Source organism: Microbacterium terrae (assembly GCF_017831975.1).
Taxonomy (GTDB): domain Bacteria; phylum Actinomycetota; class Actinomycetes; order Actinomycetales; family Microbacteriaceae; genus Microbacterium; species Microbacterium terrae.
Genome location: NZ_JAFDSS010000001.1, coordinates 869,404 through 884,012 on the forward strand (window position 1 = coordinate 869,404; position 14,609 = coordinate 884,012).

At 71.8% G+C, this 14,609-nt stretch carries 9 protein-coding genes and 2 pseudogenes; 4 read left to right on the forward strand and 7 right to left on the reverse strand.

The window, feature by feature from the left end; all coding sequences use genetic code 11:
* Positions 1-28: 28 nt before the first annotated feature.
* Together JOD63_RS04000 and JOD63_RS04005 are read right to left on the reverse strand one after the other, a co-directional pair.
* Positions 29-1,123, reverse strand: coding sequence for a sugar ABC transporter substrate-binding protein (locus JOD63_RS04000; protein ID WP_045276021.1), 1,095 nt, complete (start codon positions 1,121-1,123; stop codon positions 29-31).
* Between the two features lie 9 nt (positions 1,124-1,132).
* On the reverse strand, positions 1,133-2,320 hold the full coding sequence (locus JOD63_RS04005) for an ROK family transcriptional regulator (RefSeq protein ID WP_045276020.1): 1,188 nt from the start codon (positions 2,318-2,320) through the stop codon (positions 1,133-1,135).
* A gap of 118 nt (positions 2,321-2,438) precedes the next feature.
* Between JOD63_RS04005 and JOD63_RS04010 the strand changes: the two genes are divergently transcribed.
* Positions 2,439-3,824: an FAD-binding oxidoreductase gene (locus JOD63_RS04010; protein WP_045276068.1), complete on the forward strand. Its 1,386-nt coding sequence runs from the start codon at positions 2,439-2,441 to the stop codon at positions 3,822-3,824.
* A 4-nt stretch (positions 3,825-3,828) separates the two neighbouring features.
* Positions 3,829-4,632 (forward strand): alpha/beta fold hydrolase, encoded by an 804-nt coding sequence (locus tag JOD63_RS04015; protein WP_045276019.1) that lies wholly within the window; start codon positions 3,829-3,831, stop codon positions 4,630-4,632.
* A gap of 56 nt (positions 4,633-4,688) precedes the next feature.
* Here the strand turns inward: JOD63_RS04015 and JOD63_RS18345 are convergent, their stop codons facing one another.
* The 3 genes and pseudogenes from JOD63_RS18345 to JOD63_RS04030 all read right to left on the reverse strand — a co-directional run bounded on the left by JOD63_RS18345 (position 4,689) and on the right by JOD63_RS04030 (position 6,945).
* Positions 4,689-5,393 carry an OST-HTH/LOTUS domain-containing protein gene (locus tag JOD63_RS18345; RefSeq protein WP_407665032.1) on the reverse strand — a complete coding sequence of 235 codons (705 nt, stop codon included), beginning with the start codon at positions 5,391-5,393 and terminating at the stop codon, positions 4,689-4,691.
* 2 nt (positions 5,394-5,395) lie between these two features.
* Positions 5,396-5,960: pseudogene (locus JOD63_RS18350) on the reverse strand (NYN domain-containing protein); the annotation flags it as partial.
* Position 5,961: 1 nt separating this feature from the next.
* Entirely contained in the window at positions 5,962-6,945 is a 984-nt protein-coding gene (locus tag JOD63_RS04030; protein ID WP_045276017.1) for a Gfo/Idh/MocA family protein, read from the reverse strand.
* Between the two features lie 35 nt (positions 6,946-6,980).
* Here JOD63_RS04030 and JOD63_RS04035 point away from each other — a divergent pair, with 35 nt between their 5' ends.
* A complete protein-coding gene (locus tag JOD63_RS04035) occupies positions 6,981-8,312 on the forward strand; it encodes a M20/M25/M40 family metallo-hydrolase (RefSeq protein ID WP_045276016.1) in 1,332 nt (443 codons plus the stop codon).
* On the opposite strand, the gene JOD63_RS04040 is transcribed toward JOD63_RS04035, so the two are convergent.
* Positions 8,285-9,673, reverse strand: a complete 1,389-nt coding sequence (locus JOD63_RS04040; protein WP_211088040.1) for an O-acetylhomoserine aminocarboxypropyltransferase/cysteine synthase family protein — start codon at positions 9,671-9,673, stop codon at positions 8,285-8,287. The two genes, JOD63_RS04035 and JOD63_RS04040, sit on opposite strands and share 28 nt — an antisense overlap.
* A gap of 82 nt (positions 9,674-9,755) precedes the next feature.
* The gene (hrpA, locus tag JOD63_RS04045; protein WP_045276015.1) at positions 9,756-13,748 is read right to left on the reverse strand and encodes an ATP-dependent RNA helicase HrpA; all 3,993 of its coding nucleotides are present in this window, start codon (positions 13,746-13,748) and stop codon (positions 9,756-9,758) included.
* A gap of 478 nt (positions 13,749-14,226) precedes the next feature.
* Here hrpA and JOD63_RS17685 point away from each other — a divergent pair.
* Positions 14,227-14,436, forward strand: a pseudogene (locus JOD63_RS17685) (ArsR/SmtB family transcription factor); the annotation flags it as partial.
* Positions 14,437-14,609: the final 173 nt, after the last annotated feature.

Here is a 14,609-nt window from a genome sequence, read left to right on the forward strand (position 1 = left end):
GTCCGTTCTCGTGGTGTCCGTGTGGACACTACTCGATGCCCGCGGCCGCGCACGCATCGGCGTAGGCGGGCGTGCAGATGTCGTCGGCGGTCCAGAAGCCATCGGCGATGACCGTCGCGGCGATGTCGTCCACCGTGACCGCGACGGGATCGAGCAGGGTGGTGGGCACGCCGTCGATCTCCATCGGCGCGGTCACCTCCTCGCCGTGCAGCAGCGCGACCGCCACCTCGGCGGCGAGCTCCGCCTGCGGCCTGATCGCCTTGTACACGGTCATGTACTGGTCGCCGGTGAGCAGGCGTTGGATGGCCGTGAGCTCGGCGTCCTGCCCGGTGATGATCGGCCAGTCGGGCACGTTCGCCGCCTTCAGCGCTGCGACGGCTCCGCCCGCCGTGCCGTCGTTCGCCGCGTAGATCCCGGCGATGTCGTGGCCGTGCTGGGCGAGCTGCCCGGCGACCCACTGCTGCGCCTTCTCCGGGCTCCACCCCGGGGTGTCGTACTCGGCGAGCACGTCGAGGTCGCTGTCGTCGAGGATGCTGCGGGCGCCGGTGCGGAACAGCTCGGCGTTCGAGTCGGTGGGCGAGCCGTTGATGACGAGGATCGAGCCGTCGCTCTCGCCGGCGGCGTCGAGCGCCGAGACGAAGGCGCTCGCCTGCAGTTCACCGACCTTCTCGTTGTCGAACGAGACGTAGTAGGCGAGGTCGCCGCCGGCGATCAGACGGTCGTAGGAGACGACCGGGATGTCCTGCGCGTTGGCGACCTGGACGATGCTCACCGCCGCGGTGGCGTCGACCGGATCGAGCACGAGTACGTCGACCCCGGCGGCGAGTGCGGATTCCGCCTGCTGCTGCTGCTTCGCGGCATCCTGATCGGCGTTCGAGTACAGCACGCGGTAGTCGCCGAGTTCTTCCACGCGGGCCTCGAAGAACGGTCGGTCGAAGGTCTCGTAGCGTGCGGTCTTCGCCTCGGGGAGGAGCAGGCCGATGGTTCCCTCGCTGTCGCTGGGGCCGGTCTGCGGCACTCCGGCACCGCAGCCGGCGACGCCGAGCGCTGCCGCGGCGACGGCGATCGCCGCGGCAGCGCGCGCGAGCGACTTCGGCAGACGACGTCGTCGGGGAAACGGCACCGGACGAGCCTAAGCCGTGATCGGCATGGACTGGCTGTCGACCGTCACATGGTCGAGTGCGATCGCGATCGCCCCCCGCGTCTCGGCCCATTCGCCGAACGAGGCTCCGACGATCTCGGGCAGGCCGCCCGCCGAGGCGAGCGCGCTCCGCTCCAGCGAGTGCCGCATCGGCGCCATGAGGATCTCGCCCGCCTGGGCGAGCTCGCCGCCGACGACGATCAGCTCGGGATCGAACAGATTGCACAGGCTCGCGGCGGCGATGCCGATGTGCCGGCCGGCGTCGGCGATGACGCGGCGCGAGCTGCCGTCGCCCGCCTCGGCCGCCTGCAGCAGGTCGCCGAGGCGCTGCATCCCGTCGCCGGGCGGGAAGAGCGACAGCAGCGCCGGGCCGCCCGCGTACGTCTCGAGGCAGCCGCGGTTGCTGCAGCGGCAGATGGGCCCGTTCTCGTCGATGGTGACGTGCCCGATCTGCCCCGCCTTGCCGTTCACGCCGCGGAAGAGGTCGCCCCCGACGATGAGACCGGCGCTGATCGTGTGGCCGACGCGGATGAACACCGACGAGGATGCTTCGCGCCCGCTGCCCTCGCGCGCCTCGGCGAGACCTCCGAGGTTCGCCTCGCTGTCGACGTGCACCGGGCGGCCGATGCGCGCGGTGAGGGCGGCCGCGACGTCGATGCCCTCCCAGCCGCGGAGGAGGCCCGGGGTCGACACCCGGCCGGTGCGCGGATCGATCGGCGCGGGGAGGGCGAGGCCGACGGCGAGGAGATCGGAGATCTGCCCGCCGAGGGACTCCATCATGTCGCCGAGCAGCAGACTCAGCCGGTCGAGCTCCGCATCGTGGCGGTGGTCGAGGGCGAGGGGGAGCGAGGACTGCGTCACGATCGCTCGGGTGACATCGGCGATGGCGATGTGAAGCTGCCGCGAGCTGAAGTGCGCTCCGGCGACGAGACCCAGCTGACGAGACAGCGAGACGAGAGTCGCCCGGCGACCGCTGCGAGAGGTGAACGACGTGTGCAGCAGCCCCGACGCGGTCAGCTCTTTGACGATGTTCGACACGGTGGCCGGCGACAGCCCGGTGCTGCCGGCGAGCTCCACCTGGGTGAGGCGGCCGTGGCGCTTGAGCGATTCGATGACACGCGCGCGATTGGCCTCGCGAAGCGAGGTCTGCGAGCCCGGAGGGGCGCCACGGCGTGCCATGCGCTCACTGTACCCGACGGCGTGTTTCGGCTGGTCGGCCGGGACAACGGGCTCGCCGCGGCGCACACCGGTGGGGGCGGAGCGACGCATGCCGCGGCGCGGCGTAGCATCGCAGGCGATGAAGACCCTCGTCGAGGCCCTGCTGGCCGTGCTTCCCGCCGATTCCGTTTCGGTCGATCCCGAGACGCTCGGCCGGTGCAGTCACGACGATGCCGAGTGGGCGCCGATCGGGTCTCCCGCGGTCGTGGTCTTCGCCGCGACCGTCGACGAGGTGGCGGCCACGATGCGCGTCGCCGCGGAACGGGGGACGCCCGTCGTCCCGCGCGGCGCCGGCACCGGCCTCTCGGGCGGCGCGAACGCCGTCGACGGATGCATCGTGCTGTCGCTCGAGCGGATGACGCGCATCGTCGAGGTCGAGACGGCCGAGCGGTACGCGGTCGTCGAGGCCGGCGTGCTCAATGACGACCTCCGCCGCCACGTCGCCGCATCGGGCCTCTGGTACCCGCCCGACCCGGCCAGCCAGGCGATCTCGACGATCGGCGGCAACGTCGCCACGAACGCCGGCGGCATCTGCTGCGTCAAATACGGGGTCACGCGCGACTACGTGCTGGGGCTCACGGTCGTACTGGCCGACGGGTCGGTCGTCGAGCTCGGGCGCACCACCGCGAAGGGCGTCACCGGGTACGACCTCACCGCGCTGATGGTCGGCTCGGAGGGGACCCTCGGGATCGTCGTGGAGGTCACGCTGAAGCTGCTGCCCCTCGGCGGTCGCGAGGAGCGCGCCGTCGTCGGGTACTTCCGGTCGCTCCCCGAAGCGGGGGCGGCCGTGGCGGCGGTGACGGCAGCCGGCATCGTGCCGTCGGCGCTCGAACTCATCGACCGGACGTGTCTCGACGCGGTGAGCGCTTGGCAGGGATGGGACCTGCCGGTGGGCGCGACCGCTCTGCTCCTCGCGAAGGTCGACGAGCCGGGGGAGCGCGGCGAGATTCTCGCGGCGCAGATCGCCGACCTGTTCGCCGGCGCGGGCGGCGACCGCATCGAGCGGGCCGACGACGCCGACGAGATCGACCGGCTGTTCCGTGCCCGCCGACTGGCGTACCCTGCCCTCGAGCGTCTCGGTCCGGTGCTCACCGAAGACGTGTGCGTGCCGCGCGCGATGGTGCCCGAGATGCTCACGCGCATCGAGCAGGCGGCGGCCGACAACGACGTCGTGATCGCGAACATCGCCCATGCCGGCGACGGCGACCTGCATCCGCTGATCATCGCCCCCGAGGGCGACGACGCCGCCCGGGCGCGGGCGAAGACGGCGTTCGACCGCATCGTCGCCGACTGCCGCGCCCTCGGCGGCACCGTGACCGGCGAGCACGGCGTAGGGCTGCTGAAGCTCGACGGCGCGGCGGCGGAGCTCAGCCCCGCTGTGCTGCGCCTGCACCGGGCGGTCAAGTCGGCACTCGACCCGCAGGGCATCCTCAACCCCGGCAAAGCCTTCCCGAACGGAGACTGATCCCGTGACAGCACTTCGCGCCGACGACGGCGTGCGCATCGAGTACACCGAATCCGGCGATCCGCGGGGACGCCCCGTCGTGCTGCTCGCGGGGTTCACCGCGCCGGCCACGAGCTGGCTCTATCAGTTGAAGCCGCTGCGCGAGGCCGGATACCGGGTGATCGCGGTCGATCTGCGTGGGCACGGCGCGAGCGAGCGCCCCGCGTCGGGCGTCGACATGGATCGGCGCGGCGCAGACGTGCGCGATGTGCTCGACGGTCTCGACCTTCACGACGCGGTGCTCGTGGGCGCGTCGATGGGCGGCAACACGGTCTGGTCGTATCTCGCACAGTTCGGCGCGAGCCGCGTCGGGGCGGTGGTCGTGGTCGACCAGACCCCGAAGATGCTCAACACCGATGACTGGCCGCACGGGTTCTACGGCTACGACGAGGCGAACGTCGACACGTACTTCGCCGAGAAGATCCCCGACACCGACCACGGCACCCCGCTCGGACGGCGGGGGCTGCGGCTCGTGCGACTGCTGCGCGCCATGAAGGGTGCCGAGCGCGGACTGACGCCGGGGGAGCTCGCGCTGCTGAACGACCATGCGCGGCGCGACTGGCGCGACACGATCGCGACGACGGACGTGCCGGTGCTGTTCGTCGCGGGCGCCGAGAGCGAGTTCTGGCCGAGTGCGCACGCCGCCGCGGCGGCGGTGCTGGCGCCGCGCGGCGAAGCCGTGGTCATCCGCAACGACGGGCACGCCGCCAACATCGAGCAGCCGAAAGCGTTCAACGCGGCTCTGCTCTCGTTCCTCGGTCGCGACTGACGCATCCAGCCGGCTCGCCGGCGGCGCGCGCCGCCGCGGCCGCCGGTCGGGTGCGCCTACTCGCGCAGGCGCACCAGTCGCTCGTGGCCCGTCTCCTCGAGCTCGGCGATCGACTCGCGCGCCTTCACGAAGTCGTTGAACGACCGGTAGCCGAGCGCCTTCTCGCTGAACGACGGATCCATGCGGCGCATGTGCTGCTTCACCGCCGAGCTGTGCAGCCACTCCGAGTCGTCGTTCTTGTCGTGGCCGAGTCGCAGCGCCCGCTCGAGCAGGCGGGTCGCGGTGTCGTGCGGATCCTCGGTGGGCTCCTCCGCGGCCTGATCGGCTTCGGCCTCGGGCGTCTCGGCTCGGGCGGCGACCGTCTGCGAGGTCGCGCGCCGGTTGGTGCGCTTCGCCGGCGGGGAGGCGGGGGTGCCGAGCGCCTCGTTGAGCGCCGCCTCCACCGCTGCCGCGTCGCCCACAGGGTCGGCGGCGGGTGCCGCCGCGGCGTCGGCGTCGGCCGCAGCAGCCGCGGTCTTGCCACCGCGGCGGCTGCGCGTCGGCGTCGTCGCGGGCGCCTCGGCGGGAGTCTCCGCGGCGGCGGCGGCATCCTTCGCCTTCGTCGACCGTCCACGCGCCGCGGTCTTCGCCGGGGCCTTCTCGGGCTTGTCCGCCTTCTCGGCCTTCTCGGCTTTCTCGGTCGTCTTCTCGGTACCCGACGGTGCGGCCTGCGCCGCGCTCTTCTCGGCGGGCTTCGCGGTCTTCGCGGGCTCGCGCACCACGCGGGGGACGCCGGGGAGCGAGTCATACGCCTCGAACTCGTCGCAGGCGGCGGCGAGCGACTTCGCGGTCGAGCCGGCCACGCCCACGCCGACCACGTACCGGCCGAGGCGCTTGCAGCGCTGCGCGAGCGGGACGTAGTCGGAGTCGCCCGCGACGATGACCACGTGGGTCAGATCGGGGAGACGGAACATGTCTTCTACGGTGTCGACGGCGAGGCGGATGTCGGCGCCGTTCTTCGCGTACGCGGCCGCCGGGAACAGCTGCACCAGGTCGACGGCGCGGGCGACGAGCTGCGACCGGTAGATCGCGTTCACCGGCGACGACCAGTCGGCGTACGCGCGGGTGAGCACGAGCGTGCCGAAGGATGCCGCGAAGTCGATGATCGCGCCGACGTCGATGGTCGCCGCCTTGAGCCGTTCCGCGATCTCGGGATCGGTCGGATTCTCGGCGATGCGCTGGCGGTCGCGCGAGTAGGAGTTGCGGCCGTGAACACGGTCGTACCAGCTCATGACGATGTTGTCGAAGTCGAGGTACACCGCCACGCGGGCGTTCTGGAGCTCGGGCACGTCAGGCCTCTCCGGGGTAGCGAACCCCGATCTGGTCGCGGATCTCGTCGAGCGACTCCATGATGGCGACTGACTCGTCGATGGTCAGCAGGTCGGTGGCCGTGGCACCCGCGGCGATCGCGCGCTCGGCGGCGACGGCTTGGTACTGCATGCCCCGACCCTCGATCTCGGAGCGGTACTCCTCGATGATCGTGCCGTCGGGGGCGGTGACCCGGAACGAGGTGGCGCTATACCAGACGCGGTCGATCTCGATGCGGGCAGCCGTGCCGATGACGGCGGCGGTGTTCGGCCCGGCGGCACGCGACGACGACAGCGACGTCGACACGGCGCCGTTCGCGTGCACCATGATCGTCGCGACCTCGGTGTCGGCGCCGGTCTCGCCGAGGCGGCCGGCCGACGTGATCGACAGGGGCTCGCCGAGGATGTCGTAGGCGAACGAGACGGGGTAGACCCCGAGGTCGAGGAGTGCTCCGCCGCCGAGGTCGAGGGCGTTGAGTCGGTGCGCCGGGTCGCTCGAGATCAGCTGCGTGTGGTCGGCGGTGACGGCGCGCACCTCGCCCAGCGTGCCGTCGGCGATGAGCTCGCGGATGCGGGCCATGTGCGGGAGGTACCGCGTCCACATCGCCTCCATCGCGAGGAGGCCCTGGTCCTCCGCGACTTCGCGGACGGCGGCCGCCTCGGCGGCGGTGAGGGTGAAGGGCTTCTCGACGAGCACGTGCTTGCCGGCGCGAAGCGCGAGGATCGCCTGCTCGGCGTGGAACGGGTGGGGCGTGGCGATGTAGACGATGTCGACGTCGGGATCGGCGACCAGGTCGTCGTACGAGCCGTGCGCCCGGGCGATGCCGTGGCGCTCCGCGAACTCCGCGGACTTCTCGGCGCTGCGCGATCCCACCGCGGTGACCTCGAGACCTGCGGCGATGATGTCGCTGGTGAACGCATGGGCGATTCCGCCCGGCCCGAGGATGCCCCATCGAAGTCGTGTCATGCTTCCGAGGGTAGCGGCCGACGTAGGCTCGGACGGTGACCGATCCTGCCGTCGAGCGATTCCGCGAACTGCTGCGCATCCCCACCGTCTCGCACGCGGACGAATCCCTCGTCCGGTGGGAGGACTTCGATGCATTCCGGGCGGCGCTCGTGCGGCTGTACCCCGCCGTGCACGCGGCGCTCGACCTCGAGATCATCGACGGGCACTCGCTGCTGTACCGCTGGCGCGGTGCCGACCCGGCGCATCCGCTCGTGCTGATGGCGCACATCGACGTCGTGCCCGTCGTCGCGGACGAGTGGTCGACCGACCCGTTCGCCGCCGACATCGTCGGAGAGGGGACGGATGCCGCGATCCACGCCCGCGGCGCCATCGACGACAAGGGGTCGCTGGTGGCGATCCTCGAAGCCGTCGAGCAGCTCGCCGCCTCGGGCTTCACGCCCGCACGCGACGTGTACCTGGCGTTCGGCCACAACGAAGAGACGGCGGGCGGCGGTGCCCGGGCGATCGTCGCGGCGCTGCGCGACGCCGGCGTGCGCCCCGGCCTCGTCCTCGACGAAGGCGGCGCGGTGGTCGACGGGGTCATCCCCGGGGTCACGGTCCCGACCGCCATGGTCGGCGTCGCCGAGCGCGGCGTCATGACCGCGGTGCTCACCGCCCGCGAGGGCGGCGGGCACGCCTCGACGCCGCCGGCGACACCCGCCACGGCCCGCCTCGCGCGGGCGATCACGCGGCTGCACCGGCATCCGTTCCCCACCCGGCTCGCACCGCCCGTGCGGGCCATGCTCTCCACCGTCGCACCGCACGCGCCGCAGCCGCTGCGCGCCCTGCTGCGAAGCCTCGCCGTGACGGGTCCACTCGTGGCCGCCGTGTTCTCGAAGCTCGGCCCCGAGATGAACGCGATCGTGCGCACGACCGCGGTCGCCACCGAGCTCGCGGGCGCGCCCGGCGAGAACGTGCTCGCGACGACGGCGCGGGCATCCGTCAACATCCGCCTGCTCACGGGCGACACCGTCGACGGCGCCGCCGCGCGCGTGCGCCGGGTGATCGGCGATCCCGAGGTGGAGGTCGAGGTGCGTCACGGCTCCGACCCGTCGCCGGTGTCGCCGTGGCGGGGTGAGGCGTGGCGGCGCATCGCGAACGCCGTGGCCGAGACCCTCGGCGACGACGTCGTGACGACGCCCTATCTGCAGCTGGGCGCGAGCGACAGCCGGTGGTTCACGGCGATCTCGGGCAACGTGTACCGCTTCACACCGTTCCACCTCACGCGCGCGGAGCGCGATGCGCTGCACTCGCACAACGAGCGCATCCGCATCGACGTGTGGCTGCGGGGGATCGGCTTCTACCGGGCGCTGGTCGCGGCGAGCTGACCGTCCGCGGCCTGCGCGCCGGCGGCGGCGATCTGTCCCGCCTCGATCGGCGCGAGCGCCGCGGCGAGGTCGCCGATGATGTCGTCGATCGCCTCGATGCCGATAGAAAGACGGATCGTCGTCGAGCCGATGTGCGCCTCGGCGAGCTGCGCGGGGGACATGTGGCTGTGGGTCATCGACGACGGGTGGGCGATGAGGCTGCGCGCGTCGCCGATGTTGGCGACCAGCTTCACCACGCGCAGGCGCGCGATGAGCGCCTCGACGAGCGCGAAGTCCTCGTCGGCGGAGCCCGACGGGTGCAGGTCGAACGAGAAGACCGAGCTCGTGCCGCGAGGCAGGTAGCGCTTCGCGTTCTCGTGCCAAGGGCTCGACTCGAGTCCGGGGTGGTGCACGCGGGCCACGGCGGGGTGGGACTCGAGGAAGCGCGCCACGGCGAGCGCGTTGGCGGTGTGGCGCTCGACGCGCAGGTCGAGGGTCTCGATGCCCTGCAGCAGCTGCGCGGCGTTGAACGCCGACAGCGACGGGCCGAGATCGTGCACGTACTTGGTCTTCACTAGGGCGATGTACGGCGATCCCGAGGCGCCGTAGCGCTCGACGAGGGTGGCGCCGGGCACGCGCTTGTACGGCTGCGTCAGCTGCGGCCAGCGCTCGGGCTCCGCGGTGAAGTCGAAGGTGCCGAGGTCGACCACCACGCCGCCGAGCGATGTGCCGTGGCCGCCCAGGAACTTGGTGGCCGAGTGCACGACGATGTCGGCGCCGAAGTCCTTGGCGCGCTGCAGGTACGGGGTCGCCACGGTGTTGTCGATGACGAGCGGGACGCCGGCCGACTTCGCGACGGCGGAGACGGCCGCGAGGTCGAGCACCTGCGCGATGGGGTTCGAGATCGACTCGGCGAACAGCGCGCGCGTGGTCGGGCGGACCGCTGCGGCCCATGCCGCGGAGTCGTCCTGGTCGACGAAGGTGACGTCGATGCCCCAGTCCGCGAAGGTGTCCTGCAGCAGATCGATGGTGCCGCCATACAGCTGGCGGGCTGCCACGATGTGCTCGCCCTGCTGTGCGAGGGCGAGGAGCGCGACGGCCACAGCGGCCTGGCCCGACGAGACGCCGGCGGCGCCGATTCCGCCCTCGAGCTCGGCGACACGGCGCTCGAGGACGAGCACGGTCGGGTTCGCGGCACGGCTGTAGATGTTGCCGTCGCGACGGAGCGCGAACAGATCGCGCGCCTCGCTCAGCGAGCGGAACTCGAAGGCGTTCGACTGGTGGATCGAGGGGACCGCGGTGCGTTCGGCGATGGCGGGGTCGTACCCCGCCTGCACCTGCGCCGTGGCGAAAGCGCGCGAGGACTCGGACATGCGATCCATTGTCGAGCCGGAGGCGCCTCGAGCGGCATCCGTGTGTCGAACTGTTGCAGTCAGCGGCGCGCAAGGCCTCCTCGGCGGACCGTCACGCCGAGAGGGCTTTGCGGATGCGCTGCGGCGACACCGGCTCGGCGGTGCCGAGCTGTTGGGCGAACAGGCTCACCCGGTACTCCTCCAGGAGCCATCGGGCGTGCGTCAGGGCGGGCGCGGCGTCGGGCGCAACGGGCAGGATGCCACCCGCCTCGCTGTACACCGCGGCGGCCTTCTCGAACTCGGTGAGGCGCTGCCGGTCGCGTCCGGGGCTGTCCGACAGTCCGTCGACGCGGAGCTTCGCAGCCTGCAGGTAGCGGGGGAGATGCGCCAGCCGCGCGGTGCCGGTGCGCGAGACGAACCCGTCGTAGACGAGTCCCTTCAACTGCGACCGCACATCGCCGAGAGCGCCGAGGAGCGCCATCGACGTCTGACGGCCGATGGCCCGGTCGACCTCGCGCTCCGCGGTGAGGATCCGCGCGGCGAGCGAGACGCACGCGAAGACGTCGTCGACCACGACCGCCGACAGTGCATCGCGCACCGCCTCGAACTGCGCGCGGGTGCGCACGCCATCCGGTGCCGTCCGCGCCATCACGGCGTCCGCGACGGCGGCGCGGCAGTCCTCGACAAGGGCCTTGGCGGAGCGGTAGGGCGATGCGGCGAGGGCGAGCTTCTCGGTGCTCGTCAGGTGCTCGAGCACGTAGCCGGCGGGGGAGGCGACTCCGAGCAGCAGCAGCCTGCGCACACCTGCCCGCGTGAGCCGGCGCGCGTCGTCGGGGTTCGCCTGCACGCGCAGCGACACGGTGTCGCCGTCGTCGACGAGCGCCGGGTAGCCGCGCACCACGCCGCCGGGCACTGTCGTGTCGACGACCTCGGCGAGCACGTCGAAGTCCCACGTGGTCAGACCCGTGCGCTCGGCCAGCGCAGGGGCGCTCGACGCCGCGGTCGCGCCCGGGGCCGGTCGCCGCGAAGCCGGGCCGGCACCGGTCGGGGCGGCGAGCGTGCGGGCGACCGAGTCGCGTGCGCGGTCGCCCAGCTTCGTCTGCAGCGCGGCGAGGTCGCGGTCGGTGCCGATCGGGCGACCGCGGTGGTCGACCGCGCGGAACGACACCCGCAGGTGGCCGGGCACCCGGTCGAGGTCGAAGTCGGCGGCGGTGACGGGCTGGTTCGCCAGCGGCTGGATGCGCGCGGCGAGCGCATCGCGCAGCGACAGCGGGGGCAGGCCGGCGTGCGACTCGGGGCCCGCGCCGGCGAGTTCGTCGGCGAACCGCGCGGCGAAGTCGGCAGCGGGCACGACGTGGCGCCGGATCGTCTTGGGGAGCGAACGGATGAGGCCGGCGATCAGCTCGTCCCGCAGCCCAGGCACCTGCCAGTCGAAGCCGTCGGGCCGCAGCTGCGCGAGGAGGGCGAGCGGCACGACGGCAGTCACGCCGTCGTCGGGGGCCCCCGGCTCGAATCGGTACGAGAGTGCCAGCACCTGGTCGCCTTGAGTCCACCGGGCGGGGAAGTCCCGCTCATCGCCGCGGCCGGCCTCGTCGAGCAGGTCGGCCTCGGTCATGTCGAGGAGGCGCGGTGTGCGGCTCGACGCATCCTTCCACCACGTCTCGAACGAACGGACGTCGAACACGTCGCGGGGGATGCGGGCGTCGTAGAAGCGATAGACCGCCTCGTCACCGGCGAGGATGTCGCGGCGACGCTCGCGCTCCTCGATCTTCTCGAGACGGCGGCGCAGTTCGAGGTTGCGCCGCTCGAATGCGGTCAGCCGCTTGTCGAGGGCCGTGGCGTCCCATTCGCCCTCGACCAGCGCGTGCCGCACGAAAAGCTCGCGTGCGAAGGGCCGATCGAAGCGGGCCAGGTGCACCCGGCGGCGCGGGATGATCTCGACGCCGAACAGCGTGACCTTCTCGTAGGCGGATGCTGCGCCCGCAGCCTTCGACCAGTGCGGCTCGCTGAGCTGACGTTTGGCGAGATCACCGGCGAGGCTTTCGGCCCACGCCGGATCGATGGCGGCGACGGTGCGGGCGAACAGCCTGCTCGTCTCGACGACCTCGGCGGCCATGACCGCGGTCGGACGCTTCTTCTTGAGTCCCGAGCCGGGGAAGATCGAGAATCGCGCGCCGCGCGCGCCGAGGTACTCGGCCGCGGCGGGACGGCTCTTGGCAGGAGTGGAACCGCGCCCCCCGCTCGTGGCGGGCTTCGTGCGCTCGTCGAGGATGCCGATCTGCGAGAGGAGCCCCGAGAGGATCGCGCGGTGCACATCGTCGGGGTCTGCGGCACCGGCGTTCGCACGGTCGCGCGGGGCGCGCACGAGCTGGGTGAGCTGTCGATGCACGTCGGCCCATTCGCGCACGCGCACATAGTTCAGGTGTTCCTGGCGGCACAGCCGCCGGAACGCGCTGGAGCCGAGTTCGGCCTGCTTCTCCTGCAGGTGGTTCCACAGGTTCAGCAGCGAGAGGAAGTCGCTCGTCGGGTCGGTGAAGCGCGCGTGCAGACGGTCGGCCTCTTCGCGGCGCTCCTCAGGTCGCTCCCGCACGTCGGGGATCGACATGCCGGCCACGATCGGCAGCACGTCGGCGAGCACGCCAGAGCCCCGCGCTTCGACCAGCATGCGGGCGAAACGCGGGTCGATCGGCAGTCGCGCGATCTCCCGCCCGCGCTCGGTGAGGCGTGGCCCGCGGTCGCCGCCGGCGTCCCGCGATGCGGTCGTCGTGACGCATCCCAGCTCGACGAGCAGATCGAACGCCGCCTTCACGCCGCGGGAGTCGGGCGGGGTGAGGAACGGGAACGAGGAGATGTCGCCGAACCCGAGCGCGAGCATCTGCAGGATCACCGCGGCGAGGCTGGTCCGCAGGATCTCGGGCTCGGTGAACTCGTCGCGCGTGGTGAAGTCGTCTTCGCCGAAGAGGCGGATGGCGACACCGGGGCTCGTGCGACCGGCGCGACCCGAGCGCTGCTGGGCGGAGGCCTGCGAGATCGCCTCGATCGGCAGCTGCTGGATCTTGGTGCGGTTGCTGTAGCGCGAGATGCGCGCCGTGCCCGTGTCGATGACGTAGCGGATGCCGGGGACCGTGAGGCTCGTCTCGGCGACGTTGGTGGCGAGGATCACGCGGCGACGGACACCGGCGACCGCCGACCGCTCGAACACGCGGTGCTGCTCGGCAGCGGACAGTCGGCCGTAGAGGGGGAGGACTTCCGTGGGCGCAGCATCCTTCGCGTACATGCCGCGGACGGCATCCATCGCGTCGCGGATCTCGGCCTCACCGGGAAGGAACACGAGCACGTCGCCCGCCGGCTCGCGGTCGAGCTCGCGGAGCGCCGCGACGATCCCGTCGACGTCGTCACCCTCATCGGCGTCCTTGCCCCGCGCACGGGTTCCCGAGCCTGTCGGGGTGGTTCCCGAGCCTGTCGGGGTTCCCGAGCCTGTCGGGGTTCCCGAGCCTGTCGAGGGACGGTACCGGATCTCGACGGGGAAGGTGCGTCCCGAGACCTCGATGATCGGCGCCGGCTTCCCGTCGCGGTCGGCGAAGTGCCGCGCGAAGCTCTCGGGGTCGATCGTGGCGCTCGTAATGATCACCTTGAGATCGGGGCGCCGGGGGAGGATCCGCGTCAGGTAGCCGATCAGGAAGTCGACGTTCAGCGACCGTTCGTGGGCTTCGTCGACGATGATCGTGTCGTAGCGGCGCAGCAGTCGATCGCGGTGGATCTCGTTGAGGAGGATGCCGTCGGTCATGAGCGCGACGCGGGTGTCTTCGGTGACCTTGTCGGTGAACCGCACTCGATAGCCGACCGTGCTTCCGAGCGGGACCTGCAGCTCTTCGGCGATGCGCTCTGCGATCGTGCGTGCGGCGATGCGGCGCGGCTGCGTGTGCGCGATGCTCGTGCGGCCCAGCTCGAGGGCGATCTTCGGCAGCTGCGTGGTCTTGCCCGAGCCGGTCGCGCCGGCGACGATCACGACCTGGTGATCGCGGATGGCGCGCGCGATCTCGTCCCGCGCGGCGCTGACGGGCAGCTCCGGCGGGTACGAGATGACGGGTTCATGCGCGGACACAGCCTTCGATCGTACCCCGCGCAGCGACCCGTGCAGCCGCCGACGGCATCTGGGCGGTCTGGGATCTGAACCATCTCGATTTCGGTGATGAACTTCCCGCTCACACCGCCTCGATCAACTTCCCGCTCACACAACCCCCGGGCTCGAGGCAGCTGGCGTGTGAGCGGGAAGTTCCCTGGGGTCGTGTGAGGAAGCAGTTCCGCGGGGGAGTGTGAGTGGGGAGTGTGAGCGGGGAGTTCCGTGGGGAGTGTGAGCGGGAAGTTCCGTGGGGAGTGTGAGCGGGAAGTTCCGTGGGGAGTGTGAGTGGGGAGTGTGAGCGCCAAGTTCATTCGGGCAGTGTGAGCGCGAATCTCATTACGGAAACCGGAGAACGTCCGCGCGCCCGGCGACTCCTCCACACCTCCCGAACAGACCGTCGCATGCACAGGCCGGGGCGCGCGGTCTCCCCGCCGGGGCGCGCGCGGCCTACGGTGACGCGATGGACCCCTTCGAGGCGCTCGCCGAACCGGCACGGCGGCGGATCATCGACATCCTCGCGAGCGGCGAGCACACCGCTGGACAGCTCGCGGACGTCGTCGGGTGGGAGTTCCGCGTCAGCCGGACGGCGGTGTCGAAGCACCTCCGCGTGCTCCGCGACGCTCTTCTCGTCGACGTGCGGGCCGATCTCCAGTGGCGGTGGTACCGCATCGATCGCCGGGGGTTCGAGATGCTCGAGACCGCCGTCGCCGATCTGCGACACAAGCTCGACGCAGCGACGGGCTGGGATGCCGACAACGGCGTCGAATACGATCCCCTCGCCGCCTGGGCACGGCCTCAGGCGGTGCCGTTCCGCGGTCCGGGGCGTCCACCGGCTCGAGGCAG